This is a genomic window from Pseudoalteromonas sp. AS71, assembly GCF_038900275.1.
Classification (GTDB): domain Bacteria; phylum Pseudomonadota; class Gammaproteobacteria; order Enterobacterales; family Alteromonadaceae; genus Pseudoalteromonas.
The window spans coordinates 165,389-190,230 of record NZ_JBBMQZ010000002.1 but is presented as its reverse complement, the minus strand read 5'-3'; the positions used below and the strand labels follow the sequence as shown (position 1 = coordinate 190,230).

General features: G+C 39.2%; 19 protein-coding genes. 3 read left to right on the top strand and 16 right to left on the bottom strand.

The genetic code is table 11. The features are described from left to right. Nucleotides 1-3: 3 nt before the first annotated feature. From WNY98_RS02795 to WNY98_RS02725, 15 genes are all read right to left on the bottom strand, one after another. Complete coding sequence (locus WNY98_RS02795; protein ID WP_342877066.1) at nt 4-4,092, bottom strand: hypothetical protein; 4,089 nt, start codon at nt 4,090-4,092, stop codon at nt 4-6. Between the two features lie 284 nt (nt 4,093-4,376). Further along, nucleotides 4,377-5,705 (bottom strand): tetratricopeptide repeat protein, encoded by a 1,329-nt coding sequence (locus WNY98_RS02790; RefSeq protein ID WP_342877087.1) that lies wholly within the window; start codon nt 5,703-5,705, stop codon nt 4,377-4,379. 69 nt (nt 5,706-5,774) lie between these two features. Further along, the gene (locus tag WNY98_RS02785) at nt 5,775-6,380 is read right to left on the bottom strand and encodes an energy transducer TonB (protein ID WP_076924680.1); all 606 of its coding nucleotides are present in this window, start codon (nt 6,378-6,380) and stop codon (nt 5,775-5,777) included. A gap of 9 nt (nt 6,381-6,389) precedes the next feature. Next, nucleotides 6,390-6,800 (bottom strand): biopolymer transporter ExbD, encoded by a 411-nt coding sequence (locus WNY98_RS02780; RefSeq protein ID WP_024591042.1) that lies wholly within the window; start codon nt 6,798-6,800, stop codon nt 6,390-6,392. A 53-nt stretch (nt 6,801-6,853) separates the two neighbouring features. After that, complete coding sequence (locus WNY98_RS02775; RefSeq protein WP_024591043.1) at nt 6,854-7,381, bottom strand: MotA/TolQ/ExbB proton channel family protein; 528 nt, start codon at nt 7,379-7,381, stop codon at nt 6,854-6,856. Between the two features lie 3 nt (nt 7,382-7,384). Further along, nucleotides 7,385-8,764, bottom strand: coding sequence for a MotA/TolQ/ExbB proton channel family protein (locus WNY98_RS02770; protein WP_342877065.1), 1,380 nt, complete (start codon nt 8,762-8,764; stop codon nt 7,385-7,387). A gap of 10 nt (nt 8,765-8,774) precedes the next feature. Beyond that, nucleotides 8,775-9,527, bottom strand: a complete 753-nt coding sequence (locus tag WNY98_RS02765; RefSeq protein WP_342877064.1) for a DUF3450 domain-containing protein — start codon at nt 9,525-9,527, stop codon at nt 8,775-8,777. Nucleotides 9,528-9,768: 241 nt separating this feature from the next. Further along, complete coding sequence (locus WNY98_RS02760; protein WP_342877063.1) at nt 9,769-10,383, bottom strand: DsbA family protein; 615 nt, start codon at nt 10,381-10,383, stop codon at nt 9,769-9,771. A 13-nt stretch (nt 10,384-10,396) separates the two neighbouring features. Then, the gene (locus tag WNY98_RS02755; RefSeq protein WP_342877062.1) at nt 10,397-11,479 is read right to left on the bottom strand and encodes a GGDEF domain-containing protein; all 1,083 of its coding nucleotides are present in this window, start codon (nt 11,477-11,479) and stop codon (nt 10,397-10,399) included. Between the two features lie 5 nt (nt 11,480-11,484). Continuing rightward, complete coding sequence (locus WNY98_RS02750; protein WP_342877061.1) at nt 11,485-13,374, bottom strand: methyl-accepting chemotaxis protein; 1,890 nt, start codon at nt 13,372-13,374, stop codon at nt 11,485-11,487. Nucleotides 13,375-13,629: 255 nt separating this feature from the next. Further along, entirely contained in the window at nt 13,630-14,886 is a 1,257-nt protein-coding gene (locus WNY98_RS02745) for a sugar MFS transporter (RefSeq protein ID WP_170071476.1), read from the bottom strand. A gap of 84 nt (nt 14,887-14,970) precedes the next feature. Beyond that, on the bottom strand, nt 14,971-15,864 hold the full coding sequence (locus WNY98_RS02740) for a transporter substrate-binding domain-containing protein (RefSeq protein WP_342877060.1): 894 nt from the start codon (nt 15,862-15,864) through the stop codon (nt 14,971-14,973). A gap of 70 nt (nt 15,865-15,934) precedes the next feature. After that, nucleotides 15,935-16,453 carry an RNA methyltransferase gene (locus WNY98_RS02735; RefSeq protein WP_024598161.1) on the bottom strand — a complete coding sequence of 173 codons (519 nt, stop codon included), beginning with the start codon at nt 16,451-16,453 and terminating at the stop codon, nt 15,935-15,937. Further along, nucleotides 16,453-16,965 carry a YcgN family cysteine cluster protein gene (locus WNY98_RS02730; RefSeq protein ID WP_024598160.1) on the bottom strand — a complete coding sequence of 171 codons (513 nt, stop codon included), beginning with the start codon at nt 16,963-16,965 and terminating at the stop codon, nt 16,453-16,455. The genes WNY98_RS02735 and WNY98_RS02730 overlap by 1 nt, the downstream gene beginning before the upstream one ends. Before the next feature lie 97 nt (nt 16,966-17,062). Further along, nucleotides 17,063-18,904: a DUF885 domain-containing protein gene (locus tag WNY98_RS02725; RefSeq protein WP_342877059.1), complete on the bottom strand. Its 1,842-nt coding sequence runs from the start codon at nt 18,902-18,904 to the stop codon at nt 17,063-17,065. 154 nt (nt 18,905-19,058) lie between these two features. On the opposite strand from WNY98_RS02725, the gene WNY98_RS02720 reads away from it, so the two are divergent. Together WNY98_RS02720 and WNY98_RS02715 are read left to right on the top strand one after the other, a co-directional pair. Then, complete coding sequence (locus WNY98_RS02720; protein ID WP_342877058.1) at nt 19,059-20,336, top strand: amidohydrolase family protein; 1,278 nt, start codon at nt 19,059-19,061, stop codon at nt 20,334-20,336. 218 nt (nt 20,337-20,554) lie between these two features. After that, on the top strand, nt 20,555-22,975 hold the full coding sequence (locus WNY98_RS02715; protein WP_342877057.1) for a TonB-dependent receptor: 2,421 nt from the start codon (nt 20,555-20,557) through the stop codon (nt 22,973-22,975). 68 nt (nt 22,976-23,043) lie between these two features. On the opposite strand, the gene adhP is transcribed toward WNY98_RS02715, so the two are convergent. Continuing rightward, nucleotides 23,044-24,054 carry an alcohol dehydrogenase AdhP gene (adhP, locus tag WNY98_RS02710; RefSeq protein ID WP_076924691.1) on the bottom strand — a complete coding sequence of 337 codons (1,011 nt, stop codon included), beginning with the start codon at nt 24,052-24,054 and terminating at the stop codon, nt 23,044-23,046. A 203-nt stretch (nt 24,055-24,257) separates the two neighbouring features. On the opposite strand from adhP, the gene WNY98_RS02705 reads away from it, so the two are divergent. After that, entirely contained in the window at nt 24,258-24,803 is a 546-nt protein-coding gene (locus WNY98_RS02705; protein WP_024598155.1) for a MarR family transcriptional regulator, read from the top strand. The last annotated feature ends 39 nt before the right edge of the window (nt 24,804-24,842 follow it).

The window sequence follows — 24,842 nt, the reverse complement described above, 5'->3', positions numbered from 1 at the left end:
GGGTTAAAGGCCTACTTTTACCCAACCTGCTGTCCAGTCTGTTTGTGCATCCATCGCACCAATGTAATCTACAGAATCAAAGTAACTATCTAAGCTTGATGAATCAAAGCCATTACCAAGTAATAACGACTCAGCAGTTGGCATATAGCCATTATCTGCAAGCCCAAGGTCAGCGGCTACTTGAACTGAATTGCCTGTTTGTCCTAAGAACCAAGATTCAACATTACCTGTACCAATTGCTTGCGTACCAAAGTTGTTAGCGGTTTCACACGCAACGACTGAGTGAGTAACAGTTAATGTACCGTCCTCTGCTCGTGGCGCTGAATCAGAGCCTACTCGTAAACAGTTTGAATAGTCTGCACCACCTGTAACCACTACGTTTTTAAGCATACCCGCAGTACCTGCACGTAAGCGGATACCATTTACACCCACATTACCAATAATTGTTACGTTAGAGATAGTTGGCATTGTTAGTGGCGTTGCACTTGAATCAAACTCAGAGTTATCAGCTTCAATTGCATTGTCGCCCTCAGAGTCTGATTGTTTAATCAGTACATATTGCGCTTTACCCGTCCAACCGAATGACCAATCAAGTGAATCATCACCTATGCTTGTTAAAACAAGGTGACTAATATTTGCAGTACCACCAAAAAATTCAACACCATCGTCTAGATTTTCATGAACGTGAATGTAATCTAGTTCAGTCTGACGACCAACACCCGCAAGTGTAATACCGTTAAGCTCATCGCCATTACCGAGCGTTTTACCCGCTTGTTTAACTGCAACATACTTTAGCGTACCTGAATTATCTTCAGGGTCATTACCACCGAACTGGCCTGCGTCACCTTCAGCAGACACACCACAGTTTGCAAGTTCATCTGCGGTAGCTTCGCCTTCTTGGTCGCCACATGAGTTAGCAGGTGCATTACCCAATAATACTAAACCGCCCCATTGACCAATCGTAGTTTCTCCACCCGTCATATCTTGGATTGACGTCATAGTAATTGGTTGATTTACACTGCCTACTGCTTCAATTTTAGAACCTCGGCGAACAACTAAGAAGTCATCACCCGACTCACCAATTAACGTTGTACCAAACTGAACATAAAGTGTTGTGTTGTCAGCGCGGTCATTACCAACGGCTGTACGTCCTTTTAAAATCCAATGCGCATCGTTAGTCAGTGTTACATCAGATGTAAATACAACATCAGAGGTTAATTGATATACAGGTTTGTCTGTAATTGTAGGGAAGCTAGCAGAAACATCTGTTGCAAGTCCTTGTGCTAATGCATTAGCAATATCGTCAGGAAAGCTTGGTGTAATAGCAACTGTCCAGCCATCCATCCAATTATTATCGCCATCGAATGCGCCGATGTAATCTGTTTTGGTAAAGAACGAGTCAAGCTCCGATGAATCCCCACCAGCACCTAATAAAGGTGAACCCGATTTTGGTGTAAAGCCGTCTGTCGCTAAATTAAGTGCTGAAGCCGTAAGCGTTAAGTTACCCGTTTGACCTTCAAACCAAGACTGCACATTGCCACTACCAATTGCTTGTGAACCAAAGTTATTGTCTTCACTACATGCTACAGCTGAGTTTTCGATAGACAACTCACCCGATTCTGCATTAGCAGCAGAGTCTGAGCCTACACGCAAACAGTTTGAGTAACCTTCAGGGCCCGTTATAACAACATTTCGTAGCACACCTGCAGTACCAGCACGTAAGCGAACACCGTTAGTACCATCAGCACCAACAATTGTTACGTTAGAAATAAGCGGTTTAGTCAATGGTGTCGCATTTGAATCGAATTCTGAGTTATCAGCTTCTATTGCGTTATCACCCTCAACCGAACTTTGTTGAATATAGATATTTTGTGCACGACCCGACCAACCAAATGACCAATCGAATGCATCGTCGCCAATATCAGTTAGTACAATGTTACGAACATTAACTGTGCCACCAAAAAACTCAACACCATCATCTAGGTTTTGGTGAATTTGAATATATTCAACTTTCGTTTGTGAACCAACACCTGCAAATGAGATACCGTTAAGTTCATCGCCATTACCCAGCGTTTTACCTGCATGTTTAACAACAATATAACGAAGAACACCTGAGTTATCATCGCTAATATCACCACCAAACTGACCAGCGTCACCTTCAGCTGATACACCACAGTTAGCTAATTCTTCAGCTGTCGTTTCACCGGTTTGATCGCCACACGAGTTAGCAGGTGCATTACCTAATAATACTAAGCCGCCCCATTGACCAATCGTTGTTTCAGCACCTGTTACATCTTGAATAGATGTCATAGTGATTGGCGCAGTTGCATTACCATTGGCATTAATTTGTGAACCACGACGTACAACTAAAAAGTCATCACCTGTTTCACCAATTAGCGTTGTACCCGCTTGAACATATAATATAGTTGCATCTGCACGGTCATTACCAACTGCAGTACGACCATTTAAAATCCAATGTGCATCGTTAGTAAGCGTTACATCTGCTGTGAACGTTGTATCTTCAGTTAAACGGTATACTGGTTTATCTGTAATTGCTGGAAATTCACTAGAAACATCTGATGCTAAGCCTTGTGCAAGCGCGTTATCAATATCAGTAGGGAAGCCGCCATTAATACCGACAGTCCAACCTTCCATCCAGTTAGTTGATCCATCAAAAGCACCAATTTGACCATTTGCGATAAGCGGTGAACCAGCAAGTGGCGTGTAACCGTCATCAGCAAGCATAAGCTCTGCCGGCGTAAGTACTTGGTTACCATCTTGTCCTTCAAACCAAGATTGTACATCGCCACCGTTAATTACTTCACTACCAAAATTATTTGCAGTTGTTTGACACGCCACAATAGAGTTTACAATCGTTAGTGTGCCATCTTCAGCGCGAGGAACTGAATCAGACCCTACACGTAAACAGTTTTCGTAAGTAGCAGGACCCGTTACAAATACATTTTTAAGAGCGCCCGCAGTACCAGCGCGTAGACGAATACCATTATTACCTTCTGCACCGACGATTGTTACGTTAGATATAGTAGGCAGTGTTAATGGCGTGGCGCTTGAATCAAACTCAGAGTTATCCGCTTCAATAGCGTTATCGCCTACGTTAGCAGCTTGTTGAATGTAAACATTAGTAGCCGAACCCGTCCAACCAAAAGACCAATCTAGTGAATCATCACCAATGTTAGTCAGCACTACATTACTTACATTAACCGTACCACCAAAAAACTCGATACCGTCATCCAGGTTTTCATGAACCTGGATATAATCAACTGTAGTTGCAGAGCCAACACCGGCAAATGTAATACCATTTAACTCATCACCATTACCAAGCGTTTTACCTGCTTGCTTTACAAGTACATATTTTAGAGTACCTGAATTATCATCACTGATATTTCCACCGAACTGACCTGCATCACCTTCAGCTGACACACCACAGTTAGCAAGTTCGTCAGCTGTTGCTTCACCTTGTTGGTCTCCACATGAATTTGCAGGTGCATTACCAAGTAATACCAAACCACCCCATTGGCCAATTGCTGTCTCGCTACCCGTAACATCTTGAATTGATGTCATCGTAATAGGCTGGCTTGCAGTGCCTACTGATTCAATTTGTGAACCACGACGCACAACTAAAAAGTCATCACCTGACTCACCAATAATCGTTGTACCTTGCTGAATATAAAGCGTTGTACTATCTGCGCGGTCATTACCCACAGCAGTACGACCACTCACAATCCAATGTGCATCATTAGTTAATGAAACATCAGCAATCAATGTTGTATCAGCACTTAAGCGATACACTGGTTTATCTGTTATTGCTGGAAATTCACTTGAGACATCCGTTGCTAAGCCTTGAACAAGTGCATTGTCGATATCAGCAGGAAAACCCGTAGTTCCATTTTGAGAATCATCACGCGACGATGTTTCATCTACTGTATCACTGCCACCTTCAACAACATTAGTAACTGTGTCGCCTTCATTTATTGTTGTGTCGCCTTCAGATACAACTAAGTCACCACCACAACCCGCTAAAGATACTGCAGTTGCAATCAAACTAACTTTAAATAAGTCAGATAATTTCATTGTTCACTCCGTTAAAGTATTTAATTATTTTGTTAAGTGCTTTAAATAAACTCAAGTCACCTTAAAACATTAAGTAATGCTTTAAGGTCACTTGAGTTATCAGCAGCGCCTACCTTACGGTAGCTATATGACATTACAGTTACACTTTAATAAACATAAGATGACAAAGTTATTTACATAAAATTCAAGTAGTTAATTTATTAAAAACATAAAAAAACCACACTAAAAATAGTGTGGTTTGGATTTTCGATTATGAAATTATATTTAAACGTTATTACTAAAGCTTAAAGCAGTGCCGTTCTTAATGTTTCTGCATGCACTTTCTCGCGCTTTACATATTTAATCCATTGTTGCGCTAAACGCTGTGATTTTTTATGTTTTTCTGCCTGTTCAAACGCTAAAATTGATGCATCAAAATTTTGTAAGTTGTACTGAGCCATACCCAAGGCAACAAATGCATTTGATTCAAAATCAAGTGAGCCTTTATCAAGTGCTTTACGCGCTGCGTCCGCCGCTTCTTCATATTGCTCAGTGTTAACGTAAACTTCAGCTAAGCGTTGGTCATACTTACCACTGGATGATAAATCAGCTGCTTTTACAAAGTATTCTATTGATTTTTCGTCTTCTTTTGCTTGGATCATCGCCTCAGCTATAAAGGCATAGTTTTTAGCGTTTTGCTCTGCGACACCTTCTTTAATCGCTTTACTCATTACAACGCCTGCTTTGTAAGCCAAACCGTTATATAAATACACTTGCGCTAATTGGCGTAGATCAGATTTAGACGTTAAAAAACCTTGCTGGTAAGCTGCTTCAATAATGGCTAGCTGCTTTTTTTCTTGCCCAGTTTCGCCATACATACCCGATAACTGTACCCAGTACTCAGGTTTGTTATAAAGTTTTACCATGCGCTCAAGTACTTCAACAACTTTGTCAGTTTGATTAAGCGAGTAATACATTGCACGCTGTAGTACTAACCAGTTTTCCTTAGGGGTTTTACCTTCGCTATCACTTAAAGAGATAACTTGAGATATGTACTCAAGCCCTTTTTTATAATCCTTTAACTGATAGTAAGTTTGAGCCCTTAATAAGTAGTAGCCTTCTGTTTTAGGCTTAGTGTTAATACTGTCCCAGTCATCTAAAAATGCGATAACTTTAGTGTAATCACTATTAGCCATAGCTAATTGCGCCAAACTAAACGTGGTGCTTAAACGAAGCGACTCGGGAATGGCCTCCTCTGCAACGACCTTTTCAAACGAGGCAATCGCTTTGGGTAAATCGTTTTCGTTGTAATAAATAAAGCCATAAAAATTATGCATCATCGCAACTTCGTACGAGTTCATACTCGAGGCTCGTTCTTTAATGCTATCAAGCGCTTCAAGCCCTGCTTTAACATCGCCATCATCAGCTAGTTTTTGGGCACGAGCCAGTTGACTATAAACCTTTTCACGTAGCGCTGGGACACGTTTTGTTTTTTGCTCTTGATCTGCATATACCGTAGCTACATTTAACCCTGGCATTAGGCTTAGGGCACTTGGTGCAACAATACTTGTACTTATTGCAGCAGTACAAAATAGTGTTAATTTTAAAAATTTAGCTGTAGGGCTTAATTTCATAACAGATTTAATAAATAGTTTCATAATCGCCTCGCATTTCTGACCGTTTACTCGTGGTTACTTACTAAATTAACCGCTAATTTGGAAAGATATTTTGTTCTGAACACCCGCAACTTCAACGGCTTCACCATTGACTACGCGCGGTTTATATTTAAATTTAAGGGCTGCATCCATCGCCGCTCTATCAAAGAGAGACTCAGGCTCTGCTTTAACCACTTGTGGGTCTCGTACCGTACCTTGCTTAGTTACTGTAAATTCAACAATAACGTAGCCTTCAATGCCACGTGATAATGCACGACGAGGATAAACAGGCGCCACTTTAACAATGGGTAAATACTCACCATCACTTGTTTCAAGTGCTAAACCACCGGCTAAATTTACATCCGCATCCACATTGGCGCCAAAGTCGAAGTTATTAGCGTTCGCAGTCGCGTCGCTATTTTGCATTTGCGGCGATTCCATTGGCGGAGGTGGCTCTTTAGGTGTTGGTGGTTTTTGTGGTTTACGTTCTTTTTTTTGCACGCTTTCTTCTTTTTTAAGCCTGACAAAATCAAGTACGTTACCCTTGGCGGGTTCACTCATTACACCTTCGCCACCAGTAATAAGTGCCTGCATGCCTAAAAACAACATAAAGGTCACTACACCGGCTATAACTAATGCTACTAAATAACGCATTGCCTGCCCTTATGCTTCTTGAGCCGCAATCGACACATCAAACACACCTGCTGCGCGTGCTGCATCCATTACTTTTATTAAAGTATCGGTTGTTGATTTTTTGTCAGCTTGAATAACAACACTACCTTGCGGGTTTTCAGCTTTTAAACGCTCAATATTGGCCTGCACTGCACGTATGTCAATTTGACGTTTGTTAATCCAAATTTCACCCGTGTCAGAAATCGCCACTAATATGTTTGCACGTTCTTTTTTAACAGCTGTTGCTGCTTCAGGTCGGTTTACATCAATACCCGATTCTTTTACAAACGACGCTGTAACAATAAAGAAAATAAGCATAATAAAAACAACATCTAACATAGGTGTCATGTTTATTTCTTCAGCTTCGTCTTCTTGCATTAAATTACCTAAAGGGGCTCTCATTTTTATTCTCCTAGGATGAACGGCTTTAAATGGGCCGCTTATCAAAATTTTGCTTAATGGTCTAAAACCATGCTGTCTTGTAGTAGCTCTACTTCTCGCTTGGCTTTGCGTTGTAAATACGTTGATGCAAATACACCCGATAACGCACCTACCATACCCGCCATTGTTGGAATAGTTGCTTTAGATACACCCGATGCCATTGAGCGCGCACTGCCTGTGCCTGTAATTGCCATCACATCAAATACTTCAATCATTCCTGTTACTGTGCCCAATAAGCCAAGTAACGGGCATAACGCAACCATTACGTTAATAAGCGGTAAATTAGTATTTAGGCGCATACTTGCACGCGAGATCATCGCTTGACGAATTTGCTCTGCATTCCAGCTGTTACGCTCACAGCGAGAACTCCATGTGCTTTTAGCGTCTTTTTTATAACCACGAAAACCATTAAAAAAATAAATAAATCGCTCGAGTATCAATAACCACATCGCGAAGATTAACACCCCAATGACCAAGAGAACTTGGCCACCAGTGTCGAGAAAATCACGGATAGCATTGATTGAGTCAATCAATAGCACCATGGCTTATTCTCCTTTCTCACTACGCTCTGCAATAATACCGGCGCTTTGCTCTTGTAATATAAGCAGTAAACCTTTTGAGCGAGTATTAAGTAGCGTGTAAATAAATACGGTTGGTATTGCAACAACTAAGCCTAATACGGTTGTTACTAATGCTTGAGAAATACCACCAGCCATTAATTTAGGGTCGCCAGTACCAAATAGTGTAATTGCTTGGAAGGTATTGATCATACCGGTTACCGTACCAAGTAAACCTAATAGCGGTGCAACTACCGATATAATTTTGATAAGTGTTAAGTTACGCGTAATTTTTGGCATTTCGCGTAAAATAGCTTCGCTTAATTTAAGCTCTAACGTGTCGTAGGCAACATTTGGGTAGTCGTCTTTAACTTTCATAACACGACCTAGTGGATTGTCATCTCTCGCTACGCTGTCTTTTAGCTGGCGGCGAATTTTCCCACCAACAAGTAATAGCGATACAAGACGCTCAATAGCAATTAATAATGCAAGTAAACCTACACCTAAGATTACGTAACCAACAGCGCCACCTTGATGTACTTGCTCTGCAGTATCTGGGGCTTGAACGAGTAAACCTAAAATTGAACCACCTGTTGGGTCAAGTGCAAATTGCACAACACCTGTCTTAGCTTCTTGTAAATCGCCCGCTGTCGATGTGTAGCGCGATACTGGTTGGCGAGTTAGTTCGCTTAGTGTATTCGTACCTGGGTTGTATTCTAAATACTTACCGCCCGATATAAGGTTAAAAGCACCTACGCGAACAACTTCTTGCTGTGCCTTACTACCACCTTCGACTATAACCGTTGTATTAAAGCGACTTACTTTGCCTTGCTCGGTCATTTCGCGTTGCAACTCGTACCACACTTTTTCAATATCGTCGATTGAAGCAAGCTTTGATGTTGAACCCATTTTTTGAGCGAGATCGTCCATAAAAGCACTTCGGCCCGGAATTTCTGCCGATACAACCGATGTTGCAAATTTATTGCTTGAATCACCAGCAACTTGCTGAAGAACACCATATAGTTCTTTAAGTGATCCCATACGCTTTGATAAAGTGTCGGTTAAATTAGCAAGCTTAACTTCGTTTTCTTCAAACTGTGTTTCTAATCGCTCTGACTCACCAAGCATTTGACTGCGTTTTGCTTGTGTATCTTTTAGCATTTGCACTTGATCGTTTTGACGCGAGGTAAATTCTTGCTCTCGTTGCTTGTTTTGTGCGCTTTGAACCGATTTCCCGTCTTCAATTGATTTAAGTAACGAATCAAGATCCATTGACTCTGCCGCGATACTATTACCTGTAAAACCTAGGCTTAGTGTAAGGCTTGCAGCAAAAAGAGCCGTTTTTGTCATTTGAGTAAACAATTTCATTTTTAACCTCTTATTCTGCTGCGTGTACTGGCAGAGTTAACATATCTGGGGCAAGTTGCTTACGCGCTATGCGAAGACCTTTATTAATTTGGCTTATAGTTGAGTCAGGAAGTGCCGCAAACGTTTTAGTGTTTGTATCCCAGCTGCCTGCTTGCTTACCATCTCGCGTTAAATAAATAAGCTCTAAACGACCAATGCGTAAAAAGTCTACTTCACGCTCTTTACCACTGACTTCTAATAAAGCGGTGTACGCTTCAATTGTGCGTCCGTAATCAACTTCCACTTGATAAGCTTCTAACACACGACGAAATTTTTCACTTGAAGTGATATCAGCACGATCCATCATGGTTTTTAATGAGTCTAAACGTTTTGCACGCTCGTCTTGTAAAAATGGCACATCGAGTGATACAAACTGCTCAAGGCCTGTGATCATACGCATCATTAAAGGTGTAATTTGACGTTCAATAATAGAAACCTGATCCATCGATAGGTTTAACGATTCCATCTCTTCTATTTGATTATTTAACTGCTTAGTTAGCTGAGCGTTGTAAACAGCTAAACCGTCAATTTCTTTATTGAGGGTTTTAAACTGCTGTAAACGCCCTTGCATTGAATCTGCAATCTTGTCTATTTTTGTTTGTGATTGCGCAGCTGATTTATTAATTTCACTGCTTTTATCAATAACCTTATCTAAATCGTTTGCGTGTACTGCTGCACTTGCGGCCACAATACCAGCTAAGATTAATGGTTTAACGCCTTTCATCGCATACACCTTTGCTCGTTAGTTAGCGGATTTGCTAGTTTGTTTTTTAAGGTCATAAACTTTGTTATATAAATAATTTATGACTTAATAATTTCAATGAGCAGGAGTTTATAGATGAAACATGACAAGGATGTTGCGCAAAAAAGTCGCTTTTATGACAATGGTAACAATTAAGACTTACGATGAGATTTTTAAGATGATAAGAGCATTTGTTAACCAAATGCCCTATAAACAAGCTGGGTTATTTTAAAATTGAATTAATTTGATTAAGGGAATAGTGCCAATCGGTATAATTAATTTCTATTGGGTGTGCTTTATTGTCTTTTATAAGCACGAGTGAGGGAAACCCTTGAATAGGTAACGTACGAACGAAAGACAACTCTTCTTTAAGTTCATCATTAAGCTCACTTGATGCTAGCTGCGCAGTAAACTCATTTTTATCTAAGCCTATTTGTTCAGCCAAACTAATTAATGTACTTTCATCAGACGGGTTTTGCGCGTTTAAGTAATAAGCATGTTGAATTGCAGCCACCATTTGAGCTTCTTTATCTGTTTTACGCGCTATAAGTGCGGCTCTACATGCGGGATACGTTGAACGTCTTGGCTGGCAATCGCGCCAAAAGTTATAATTAAATTGCGTACCTAACTGCGCTGAAATTTTATGCCAAGTACCCTCAAGCATCTCTTTCATATTCTGTGGCATTGGGTCTTGACTATCAGGTGCTAATCCACCTACTTTATATTCAATTGCTACTTTACCAGCAAGCTCTGATTTTAGCTTAAGCCAGGTTGGTGAGTAACCCCAACACCAACTACACATAGGGTCATGAACATATATTAATTTACTTTGAGACATATTAATCCTTCAACTAGTTCGAGACGACTCTATTACGACCAGCAGCCTTTGCACTATAAAGAGCTTCATCTGCTTGTTTTAATGAATCATCATAATCAGTTACTTTATTTACTTGGGAAATACCAATGCTACAGGTGATTGAAATACGCTGCTTATCATCGGTAAATATAACGTGCCCTGCGACAGCCTCTCGAAATTTGTTTGCAATTACAGTGGCTGTAGGAACAGTAACCTGCGGTAAAATAACAACAAACTCCTCACCGCCATAACGCGCTTTTAACGCAGTTGCCAAAAACTGAGATTCAAGGAGCTTGGTAAATTCAATCAATACCGTATCACCGAAGTCGTGACCATGCGTATCGTTTAAAGATTTGAAGTTATCTAAATCAATTAACAAAATTGAAAAAGGTAAGTACTGATCTGGGCGTGTTTGGGCAAGCTTTAAAAAATGAGAGGTAATAAAGCGTCTGTTTGCCATGCCAGTAAGGGGATCTGTGTACGCATGTTGTTTTTGCTCTAGCGTAATATCGGCAATAGCCATGTGGCTTTTATGTCTAAAATACTCACCAATAAATGAGAATAAAAACACCATAGAAAATGACGCTATAAATCGTGTTTTTTCTACATCGCCATAGCTAACTTGACCAAAGTCAGGGCCGTATAAAATAACAATACAACAAAACAGTAAAGTAAAACCTAACCAAGCACCTAATCTGACCCCTAAAGATGCAAACGTTACTACTGGATAAAACATTAGCCAATATAGCGCGGTGTTGTCTTTACCACCGGTATAAACAAGTGCAACAAACATCATGCACACAATGCTCATACTTATTAATGCCACTACTTGAAGATTACCTGTTTTTATAAAGTAGATAGAACAGCTTATATTTGTAATGTTAACGATAATTAATGAAGCGGTGAGTATCGGTGAGTAAACCTTATAATTCAAAAACACGAGTACAGCAATCACCACAATTGATATCCCAATCATGGTAAATAAAGAAAACGCTTTGCGTTGCATGTCTGAGCTATAAACACTGTCGATATTTATTAGACTGAGCCAATTTGGTTTATTCACATTTTTTTTAGTCATTAATTTTATACTTTAAACTTTTGAACCATATTTTCTAAGGCACTAAACTGCTGTTTTAGTTTGGTACATTCGTTAAGCGTGTCATTTAAGTTAGCCTTGCCTTGTATAGAAAGCGCACTAATTGTTTGAATATCAGTATCTAATAACTTAACAACTTGGTTTTGCTCATCTGTTGCACTGGCCACAGAATGATTTGCATCGTTAATTTGCTTAATAGCTTGAATAACATGACTCATTAAATTGCCGACGGCATCTGCTTGTTGTACGCTTTTTTCACTGTCTTGAAGGCTTGTTTTCATAAGCTCTACAGCAAGGTTTGAGCCTTTTTGTAACTGGCTCACCGTGTCTTCAATTTCTTGCGTTGATTGTTGAGTGCGGTGTGCTAATTGGCGTACTTCATCTGCTACAACGGCAAAACCGCGTCCTGCCTCCCCTGCTCTAGCGGCTTCTATTGCTGCATTGAGTGCCAATAGATTAGTTTGCTCGCTTACACCTTTAATAACTTCAAGCACTTGCCCAATACTGGCTGTGTGTGTATTTAAACTGTTTATAGTTTGCTGAGCTTTCTCCATATTAGCTGAAAGCTGGTGGATGGTTGCAACACTGTGGCTTAATGCTTCTTGGTTTTGTGTTGAGTGCTCATCTGCATTTTTAGCAAGCTGCGAAGCACTCTCTGCATTACTTGAAATATCCATTGATGTAGCTGAAAACTGATTAATAGCCGCTGCAACGCTATCGGTTCGTTTACTTTGATCATCATACATAGACAGTGATGAATGTGTTTGTGATACCAAGCTCTCAATAGCTGTATCTAATTGCTCAGTGGAGTCTTTTACTTGCTCTATTGAATGCTGAATTTTTTCGATGAAAATATTAAATGAATGACTTAAGTCGCCAAACTCATCATCGTTTTCAACGGTTAAACGCCTTGTTAAATCGCCTTCGCCTTGTGCTATATCTTTAATGGCATCATTTAAACGGTTCATAGGCTGCATTAAATAGCGTAATAAAAGCTGCATCATAATAATGATAGCAATGATCCCTATCACCATAAAAACAGCCGCAGTTTGGCCAAAGTTAGAAACGCTGACATACGCTTTATCTTTATCTATAACAACACCTAGGTACCAATCTACATTTTCAATGCCACTAATTTTTGTAAACGAGATAAGTTTAGACTCTCCGTTTATTTCGTATTGGGTAAACTCACTTTGCAAAGGCGTATTAGTACCAAAAATATCTGATGTATTTTTTAAGTTTAACTTAGCATTAGGATGGCTTAACACTTGACCTTTGTTATCGAGTAAAAAACCATAACCAAGACCTAAAAAGTCAATATCGTTGATAATTTTAGTTACAGTTTGCATATCAATATCGGCACCTGCAACGCCGCTAAACTGACCATTTTGGAGTATGGGTACTACCGCTGAGATTGTAAGCTCGTTAGTTGTTACATCAATATAGGGAGTTGTAAAAGCGGTATTTGATTTGTTTTCGACTAATTTATACCAAGGACGAGAAGTCGCATCAAAATCTGCAGGTAATACAACCGTTTGATCGTTTAATATAAACGTGCCGCTGGATTTACCTATATACGTATTTTTAAAGCTTCCAGCAAGCTCTGCTGTATTTAGTTGTGAAAGGGTGAGTGCTTTAGAATCATTAGCTTTATGGGTTTTAGCAATTGATATAACAATCGCCAACTTTGCATTTAACCAACTCGCTATATTTTGTGAAACAGATTCTGAGTTTTGTTGTAATACTAGGCTTAACTGCTGCTCGGTTTGCTTGCGCATCGCAATGTAGTTATTAAAAGTAAATAACCCTAGCACCAAAACCAAAATTAAGGAGGCTGCAATAGTCACTTTGGAAGTAAATTTCAACGAGTTAAGCATATACACCCTTTTTATTATTTATCGTTATTAGCCTTACTGTTTTAGCAAAAATTTAGCTAAATGTCCTAGTAAAAGAGACTTACAGTTAGGTTATTGATGAAAAATAAGAATAAAGGATTGTAAAACAAAAGGCTTTCGTGGGTAACTGGCTAATATTAAATAATTAATGACTAGATTTATTTTTTATGGAACGTTCCTATTAAATATAGCTTTATAAGTGACTGAATACGTATTCAGTCACTTTTGTATAGTCTGTTATTTCCACTTATTTGCTAAGCGAACAACATTTAATCCGTACCATGCTATAAATACATAACACACCAATGGTACAAAAAAGCTTTGTTGTATATTAACTGTGTCAGCTATAAACCCTTGCAGTAATGGTACAAGTGCCCCCCCTACAATAGCTAAGCATAACCAACCAGAACCCTTACTAGTTAATGATCCTAGTCGCTCGATAGCAACCGAAAATATAGTCGGGAACATAATTGAGTTAAATAAACCAATTGCTAAAACTGAATATAAAGCGACGTCACCTTGAGTAAAAATTGTGATCAATAATAGCGCAATAATACTGAATGCATTAAATGCGATAGCCTTAGAAGGCGCTATTTTTTGTAATAAAACAGAGCCAATAAAACGCCCTACCATTGCCCCGCCCCAATAATAACTAATAAGTGCGGCCGCGGTATGCTCTTCAAGCCCTGCTATGTGTGCCTCACCAAAGTAATTTACTAAAAAGCTGCCGATGGCAACCTCCCCGCCTACATAACAAAATATAGCAAGTACACCCATAGTTAAGTGCGGTGCTTGAGTTAATGAACGAGATTCTACTGCAGCGTTATTTTCTTCTTTATGGGCTTCAATTTCTGGAAGCTTTATAAAGGCAAATATAATAGCGATAAGCAATAAAGCGCCAGCAAGCATTAAGTAAGGAACTTTTACAGACTCAGCAGTTGCTGCAGAAGCGGCTAGACTACCTGCTGTACCAAAAAATAATAAACCACCCACATAAGGCCCAACAGTAGTACCAAGCGCATTAAGTGCTTGTGCCAAATTTAAACGAGAAGAAGCTGTTTTTTCAGGCCCAAGAGCAGCAACATAAGGGTTAGCAGAAACCTGAAGTACCGTTACACCAGCGGCAAGTACAAATAAAGCGCCTAAAAATAGCCAATACTCATGTACTACAACAGCAGGGTAAAACAACATACAGCCAATTGAAGCCACAATTAAACCGGTTAAAATCCCTTTTTTGTAACCAAACTGCTTAACTAAAATACCCGCAGGGATAGAAACAATAAAATAAGCACCAAAAAAGCAAAACTGTACTAGCATCGCTTCAAAAAAGCTTAAATCAAATACGCCTTTTAATCGTGGTATTAGTACATCGTTTAAAACAGTAATAAAACCCCATAAAAAAAATAGGGTCGTCATTGCAGTCAGTGGAAACAGGTAATTTTTATTTGGCTGTTCGTTGACCGCGAATGATTGATTTGTATTTATTTCACTCACGTCGTTTTCACTCCATTAACAAGTTGAAAACGATTCTACATGTTTATATATAAATTAGTCAGTGCAACAAAGGAACGTTCCAATTTATGGTTTGCATTGAGTATTGGTCGTATTGATAATACGGTCTATCTCACCACTATTATGGAACTGATAAAGCCCTTCGTTTATGTCATCTAAGACTAAAAGCCATTTAGGTGTAAGTTTACTAATAGCAAAATATAAAGGGTTGTATTGCAAAGAAATGCTTTCTTGCTCAATGGAAGAAAGCAAAGATTGTTTTTCAGGTTTAGTTAAAGAAGAGTAAGTCACTGAGAATTTAAGAGCTTGAGGGTCGCCTATAATCAAATCAACACGTTTAGCAACCAGGAGCTGAACAAGTTGTAAATCATCAACAGAGGTAATAACTTCAAACTCAGCATTGTCCATCATAGCATCAAACTCAGGCGTATTTTGATACCCTCGAACAACACCAATCTTTTGCCCTTTAAGCGATTTTAAGTTTCCAGTGAAACGGTCTGAATCGCCTTTCCTTTTTAAAAATGCAATTTCGCCACCTTTAAACGAATTTGATAAACCGAGTAATTCTCGACGTGTTTTACCATTAACATAATCGGAGGGGGCTGTATCTTCTATAAAATATTCAGGCATTAATATATCAGCTTTGCCTAGCTCTACATTTCGTACAGCTCTTGCCCAAGGCAAAAATTCTATATATACGCTGTAGCCCTTACTATTTAATAGAGCTATTGAAAATTGATAAACCCAGCCTTTATTACATAAATTATTACCAATATAAGGAGGCCAATCGAGTGTGGCTAAATGGAGTGTTTGTTTGGGGTTTTTCGCTTCATAGAGCACTCCTGATTTGTGGTAATGTCCAGTTAAAACATGTTGAGTACCATTTTGATAATACTCAACTGATGTTTCAGCAAAACAATTACTACTTGTCAGTAATAATATAAAATAAAAGCAGCGCATTTTAGAATCTATTTGTGATTAAGAATATTTATGAGTTTAGTTACAACTAAACCTTTTGCACTAATAAATCTTAATTAGATGCTTTTTCCCATTTCATTTTATTATTTGTATCACGTGAGCTTATAATTGTTGTATCGCTGCTCTCAACGCCGCCTAATTTAGCTAAGCGATCGTACAAAACAACATTACAGGTAGCCGCTAAGTTCATGCAGCCAATAGTTGGAATATATACCACTTCATCACACCACTTTAAAACGTCTTTTGGTACAGAGCCATCTTCGGGGCCAAATACATAAAATGCATTTTCAGGATGCTTAAACTCAGGAAGAGGCGTTGCCCCTTCAATAAGCTCAATGACAACAACGGTAGCACCCTCTGGTTTTACCGCTTCTAAACTATCAGTTTCGGTTAAAGGGATACGCTCAAGTGCGTTCTTAGTATCGGTATGAAATTTTTTGGCGTTTAAGTAACGATTACCGGTAAAAAACACTTGTTTGGCGTCATAACAGCCTGCTGCACGCAATACACCGCCAACATTTGTCGGGCTTTTAGGGTTAATTAAACCAATACTCGCTTTTAACTTATTCATTAATCAGCGTCCTTTGTTGGCCACTCTGCAATGTATAAATCAAAATCATCAAGCTTTACATCACAATCTTTTACTGTTTTGTCTTTTACAGAAATACCTAGCTCATGCATCTTTGTTTTATCGCCACTATTTAATAATGGGTGCCAAGAAGCCAAACCACGACCTTCATGTAAACGACGGTAACTGCAGCTTTGTGGCATAAAAAAGATGTCTTTAAGGTTTTCTTTTGTGAGTTTTACACAAGAAGGAACAAGCGTTTGGCGGTTTTCGTACTCGCTACAACCACAGGTGTTGTTATCAAGATACTGGCATACAATATTAGTAAATATTAATTGTTCACCTTCACGTAACTGATCGGTAGCTGTAAATTCGTCTTCATCTTCGCTATCAATAAACGTATTTAAACAACATTTTCCGCACCCATCACAAATGGCTTCCCATTCGTTTTGACTCATGTCGCTTAAGCTTTTTTTAAGCCAAAATTGTGTATTTGCTAATTGTTGATCAAACATAGTTTACTCGTGCCCCCTAAAGAGCGCGCATTCTACCGTATTGCTGTAAATGGCGCAAAGCCAATACCCTTTCAAAGTACTGGCTTTACGCTACAAATTAGCTTTGAGATTTAACCCAACGCTTAATTTTTTCCTCTAAGATTGGCATTGGCAATGCGCCATCAATTAATATTTGCGTATGGAATGCTTTAATATCAAATTTATTACCGAGTTCTTTTTTAGAAAAATCACGTAACTCTTGAATTTTAAATTGCCCTAACTTGTAAGAAAGCGCTTGTCCTGGCCATGCAATATAGCGCTCAACCTCTGCAATTACATCGCTCTTTGCCATAGATGAGTTAGCAAGCATGTAGTCTATACCTTGTTGACGCGTCCACCCTTTTGCATGAAAACCAGTATCAAGCACTAAACGCATTGCGCGTAATTGCTCGTCTGATAAACGCCCGTACCACATATAAGGGTCGGTAAATAAGCCTAGCTCTTTGCCTAAGCTTTCTGCGTAAAGCGCCCAACCTTCTGCAAACACAGTGTAACCACCAAATTTACGAAAATCAGGTAAGCCTTCTATTTCTTGTTGAAGTGCTATTTGAAAGTGATGCCCTGGGGCTGCTTCATGAATCGATAAAGTTTCGAGTAAAAATTTAGGCTGCGCTTTTAAGTTATAAGCATTGATATAAAAAATACCAGGGCGAGAACCATCAGGTGCCGGAGATGCGTATGATGCACCTGCTGCCGACTGCGCTCGGTATGCTTCAACTGCTTTTACAACGTAAGGTGCTTTGGGTGCAATGTTAAAAAGCAGAGGCAAACGTGCGTCTATTTTTTTCTTAACGTTTTCATATGCCGCAATTAACTCCTCGGGCGTGTCGTAGTAAAATTCATCTGAATCACGTAAATGGTCAAAAAATTCAGATAACTCACCTTTAAATCCTACGGTTTCTTTTACTTTTTTCATTTCGCTTAAAATACGCGACACTTCACTTAATCCAATGTCATGAATTTCATCTGCAGATAAACTAAGCGTCGTGTTTTTCTTAATTTGGTATTCATACCATGCTTTACCGTTTGGTAAGTCACTATAACCAACGCTTTCTCGACTATTAGGAATATACTGATTAGCTAAAAAGTCACTCATGCTTTTATAAGCCGGTACTAAGTGCTGCGTAATCAATTGACGATACTGCGCTGTAATTTTTTGCTTTTGCTGTGCACTAAACGATTCTGGTAATTTTTTAATTGGTCCCCAAAACAGTGAGTCTTCAGCATTTTTAACTACATGAGCCGCAAATTGTGGCTGCAGTTTTTCAGCAAGTGGTTTTGGTAACGTAATACCTAGTTTAATACCTTGCGCCATTGAGCGCTCTACACTGGCAAGCCACTTTACAAAACCTTCGCTGCGCGAGATAAAAGCCGTGTAATCTTCAACTGTATTAAACGGCTGAGCACTTTGACCTGAACCAAAACCTGCAAAGGTGTTATGCGCACCTGCCATTTGGTTAATTGGTAGTAAATAATCAGGAAACTGCATGCCTTCTAATTTAAGTGCAAGGTCGCGCTCTAATATTTCAAAACTTAAAAGCGATTGCCCTGTTAACTGTGCTTTATCTATAAAGTTTAAGCGCTGTTGATATTTTTTATAAAAAGCCGCTTTTTTAGCTCTATTTTCTTTTGAAATCTCAGGCGTAAATTGATCGTTAAACTCGTTACGACCATTATACGTTGCGCTAATGGGGCTATATGTGAGCGATTCATCGTAATACTGTGCAACAAGTACATCGAGTTGTTGCTCTGCCGAAAGCTCTGAAACAATACCTGCCGATGCGTTAACTGTGTTTAGCTGCGTACTGGTATTAGTGTTTGTACTAAGCCCAGTATTCATACAGCCACTTAAAGCAAACATAACGCCACTGGCAACTAATGCTAATTTAATTGATTTCATGATAATCCTTTTTAATATCGTTTTTTGATTATGCGCATTAAACCGTGCTTAATAAAGTAATTACGATAGATTGCGTTCATCGTATTAAATTTGCACTTTTATCTGAGCTTGTTACATTTCTATTAATTCAAATATGACTTAAAAGAAAAATTAAATGAAAAAACAACTACTCAGCACCTCTATTGCCTTACTTTGCTTAATCACTTTTAATACCCATGCCGTAACATACCTATCGGCTAAAGCCATGGTTGATGTTGAAGATGGCAAACTCATTAAATCGCCCTTGATTACTATTGATGATGGCGTGATCACTAATATTGAACAAAATAAAAAACCAACGCTGGTTAAAGGTGATAAACATTTTCAACTACCTGATTTAACCCTTATGCCAGGTTTAATGGATATGCATGTGCATTTAACAAGCGACCCTACGGTTCCACGCAGCGAACGTTTAGGCCAGTCAGTACCGCGTATGGCGATTAAAGCCGCTTATTTTGCTAAAAAAACATTAGAAGCCGGATTTACAACAGTACGTAATGTTGGCGCTGAAGGTTACAGCGTTATAGCGGTACGTGACGGTATAAATGCGGGTGACATAGTTGGCCCTCGTATTTGGGCTGCGGGGCCATCACTTGGAATTACTGGTGGGCACTGTGATAACAACCGACTATCTCCTGAGCTTAAATACACTTCAAGCGGTGTTGCCGACGGTCCGTGGGCTGCCCGTATAAAAGTACGCGAAAACATTAAATACGGGGCAAACGCTATTAAGTTTTGTGCCACAGGTGGCGTATTTTCAAAAGGCACTAAAGTAGGTGCACAGCAGTATTCTTTTGAAGAAATGAAAGCCATTGTTGATGAAGCCCATATGCGAGATTTACCAGTAGCAGCTCATGCACACGGTACAAGCGGGATTAAAACAGCCATTAAAGCGGGTGTTGATAGCGTAGAGCACGCCAGCTTTTTAGATGACGAAGCGATAGCGCTTGCTAAAGAGCATGGAACTTGGCTTTCTATGGATATTTATAACACCGAATACACGCTCACTTATGGCGAGCAAAACGGCGTAGACGAAGAAAACCTAAATAAAGAGCGCCAAGTTTCTAAAAGGCAACGTGATAGCTTTAGCCGTGCTGTAAAAGCGGGTGTTAAAATGGTGTTCGGTACCGATGCAGCAATTTACCCGCACGGAGATAATGCAAAACAGTTTAGCCGCATGGTTGAATTTGGCATGACAGAACTACAAGCCATTCAAGCATCAACTATTAATAGCGCTAAGTTATTAAAAATAGATACTCAGTTAGGACAAATTAAAACCGGATTTGCAGCTGATATAATTGCGGTAAAAGCAAATCCTCTTAAAAGTATTAAAACCTTAGAGGCAGTACCTTTTGTAATGAAAGCAGGTGTTGTTTATAAAAACCAGTTGTAAATACACACTATTAAGGCTGAGTTTACTCAGCCTTAATAAAACTCTCACCTATCTTGAATATGCCATAAAAGGGACACCGTCCCCCTATTAGACTCGCTTTTGTCTATTAATTATCCGAACAGTTTTATTTAATCAAATAAAATGAACTTTCTATTCACTTTAAAAACAATAACCATTATCATTCGCGCAAATTCAATAACGCGAATAGTTATCACTCTATGAAAACGTTTAAGTACTCTCTTATTACTCTTGCTTGTTTAAATGCAAATATGGCATTTGCCCAAAATACACAAGTTGATGCTGATATTGAACGCATCAGCGTATACGAAAAGCAAAACCGCGTGGTGATGAGCTCTGGTCTTGCTACTAAATCAGACATGTCTTTAATGGAAACACCTGCACCGGTTGTAATTATTGACCGAGAACTGATTGAATCTCAAGGTGTAGATAGCTTACAAGATTTAGTTAGAAACGTAAGTGGCTTAACACAAGCAGGTAATAATTACGGTATTGGTGATAACTTAGTAATTCGTGGTTTAGATGCAAACTACACCTACGATGGTATGTATGGTGGTGCAGGCCTGGGTAATACATTTAACCCAACTCGTTCACTTACAAATGTTGAATCTGTTGAGGTTTTAAAAGGCCCTGCAACAGGTTTATATGGCATTGGTAGCGCAGGTGGCGTAATAAACCTAATTGAAAAAAAGCCAGAGTTTGAAGAAAAACACAAAGTATCGGCTGAGCTTGGCCAGTGGGATAGCTATTCATTATCGTTTGATAGCACTAACGCTATAACAGATGATTTAGCTTATCGTGTTATGGCTAAAACAGCGTCAAGTGACGGATTTCGCGATTTAAAAGAAGATCGCGACGAAATTTATACCTCGCTTAAATACGTGCTTAACGACAGACAAAACATCATGCTTTCTGCAGCCTATATAAAAGATGAAATAGCGGTTGATTCTATTGGTCACCCTATTCGTATTTACAATGCAGAAACTGCAAACAGCTTAAGCGCGGGTGAAGTAACTGGTGCCGATTTAGTAAACGATCCAACAGGAAGCGGCGTACAGTTAAGTGATGCACAACGCGACCAACTTGCTAATTCATTATCTGCATCTGATGGCTTAACACCTTATAGCTTTGGCACAAATGGTATTATTTCACCAATGGCTGATGCTAACGAAGGTGAAGAGTTGCGTTTTAAATTAACGCATAACTATTACATTACTGACGATTTGTTTTTAAACCAGCAGCTACAGTACCGTAACTACACATCAAGTTTTGCGCGCCAAACAGGTGCATATAACTACGTCTATTCAACACGCGATGGAATAATTAATAACGACCCTCGTGCTCCATTAGTTGAAGACGGTGTACTTTACCCGTATGCAGCACGCCGCCAAGAATACCGCCAAGTAGAAGCAGATGAAAAATCATGGCAGTACTTCTTAGATTTACGTTATGACTTTATGTTAGGCGACGTAGATAACGAATTACTAGTTAACGCCAACTACGAAGATAGAGATATTCGTTTTAAACAATTCTCAATTTGGGATCAAGATTACGTACTCACAAACGATGCTGGTGATGTAACGTACCAAGGATCATTGCCATATATTTACGATATAAGAGAACCAAATTGGCCATCTGGCAACTTTGATGACTTCGATCCACTTAAAACCAGCGACTACAATAAAAAAGTACAAGCATGGGGTTTAGGCATTCAACATGTTGGTTATCTTACTGAAGAGCTTACAACGCGTATTGGTGTAGCATATAACCGCATTGAGCAAACTTACGAGCACTTTGGTGTAGATGAGCGCTATAGCTCGAGCCGCGCAGAGCCAACACCTGAAGCGAGTACATCAGATTCTGGCTTAACGTATAACCTAGGTGCAACATACCAGCCATCTGAAGATTTATCTGTATTTGTAAATCATTCAAAAGGTCGTACTGCGTACAGTGTATTAGGCTCTGTTGCGGGTAATGAAGCAGACAGAGAAGATTCTGAATCAATGAGTAACGATTTAGGTTTTAGATTTAAAGCGTTTGATGATCAATTACTGGCTTCTGTTGTTATATTTGAAAGCTCTCGTACTAATTTAGAATACGCAAATCCACTTTATGATGCGTTAACATCAGGCTCAAATGTGCCTGAAAGCTATTATGATGGTAAAGAAGAAACAACAGGTATTGAACTTGATTTAAACGCTTACTTAAATGATAAATGGAAAGTAAACGTAAACGGTATTTATCAAGATGCACGTGACAAAAGTAATCCTAATAGCAGCAGTTATGATACACGCCAAAAAGGTGTGCCTTACGTAACAGCAAGCACATGGGTAACTTACTACGCAGATATGTTTAACTTACCTGAAGCTGTGAATATAAGTGGTGGTATTACCTTTGTAGATAACAGAAGTACTAATTCGAGTTCGTTCTCGATTCCTGATGGTTATGTACCAAGTTACACGACTTACGATACAGCGGTATCGTACACCACTGATAAATGGCATATGCAGTTAAACTTAAATAACTTGTTTAATAAAAAGTATTACTCAAAAGCTATGTTTTTAGGTGGCATGCCAGGCGAAGAGCGTAATGCAAAACTAAGTTTTAGTTACACGCTTTAATAGTTTAGATGATTAAAAAGCACGGTTTGTATTTTTACAAGCCGTGCTTTTTTGCTATGGCTATTTAATTAAATAGTAACCACTATGCGACCGTTAATTTCACCTTTGAGCATATCGTCAAAAATTTCGTTAATATCCTCTAAGCGTTTTTCTTCTATGATTGCTTTTACTTTACCTTGAGCGGCAAATTCCAAGCATTCTTGCAAATCTTTACGCGTACCAACGATAGATCCCACTACTGACACGCCATTAAGCACAGTATCAAAAATAGGAAGCGGCATATCCTCAGGAGGTAATCCCACTAATACACATTTACCACCACGGCGTACACTTTTATAAGCTTGTTCAAACCCAGCTTTTGACACCGCAGTACACACAACGCCATGTGCGCCACCTACTTGTTCAAAAATAGCTTCGCTCGGTACAACTTCTTTGAAGTCGAGGGTTATATCTGCGCCAAGCTCTTTAGCAAGCGCTAGCTTTTCTTTACCTGTATCAACAGCTATTACATTAAAGCCCATTGCTTTAGCGTATTGCACGGCTAAATGCCCAAGACCACCCACACCAACAATCGCTACCCATTGCCCAGGTTTAGCACCGGAAACTTTTAATGCTTTATACGTTGTAACACCTGCGCAAAATAACGGAGCAGCTTCTGAAAATCCAAGACCTTCTGGTATTTTTACAACGTAATCGCCATGCGCTAAACAATACTCTGCATAGCTACCATCTATAGAATAGCCAGTATTGTGCTGCGATAAACACAGTGTTTCTTTACCATCTAAGCAAAACTCACAGTGTCCACAAGCGCTGTAAAGCCAAGGCACACCAACTCTGTCGCCAACTTTTAAGTGCTTAATGTTGCTACCAACTTTGTCAATAACACCGACACCTTCATGCCCTGGTACTAATGGCATTTTTGGCTTTACCGGCCAATCACCATGACAGGCATGTAAATCGGTATGACAAACACCACAAGCGGCTATTTTAACTAAAACGTCGTTTATTCCAACCTCAGGAATTGGCAGATCTGTTATTTGTAATTTACCTTTGTATTCATTATTAATTGCAGCTTTCATAGTCATTCCATCGTATTTGAAAAAATAAAAAAAAGGATTTATTTACGTATTGTTGTGTACAACATACCCCAATATAGATGTATAAATATTAATCTAAATCATACTTTAGTCGTTAAAAATAATTTATTAACTGGCTAAGAACTTGCTATCCAAAATGAGCGTGCTAGCATTTACTTTCTGAAATTACTGAAAGTTACTAAGCTATGAGTTTATCCGAAAAGAATTTTGCCTTCGTAATGCATTGTGGTGAGATGGGCAGCCGCTGGGGATTCAATCGTACAATTGGGCAAATGTGTGGTTTGCTGATTATTACTAAAAATCCTATGACAGCAAATGAGATTGCAGATGCGCTTAGTATTTCTCGCGGTAATGTAAGCATGGGTATTAAAGAGTTGCAATCGTGGCAATTAATTAAAGTGCAGCATATTCCTGGCGATCGAAAAGAGTACTACGCCCCTGCTGGTGATATTTGGGATATGGCTAATCGCGTATTTGAAGAACGTAAAAAACGTGAGATTGACCCTACCTTAAGCTTGCTGCGTGATAACCTGCTAGATGAAGCTGTGAACGAGGATGAACTTTATGCCCAAAAACAAATGGGTGAAATTCATAACCTACTTGAAACCGTCACTAAATGGTCATCAGAGCTGCAACGTTTAACGCCAGAGCAACTTAATAAACTGATGAAGCTAGGTTCAGGAATTGGTAAAGTTATTGACTTAAAAGATAAGATATTCAAAAAAGAATAAAGCCGCAATTGCGGCTTTATTTATATGCACGTTTTAAAA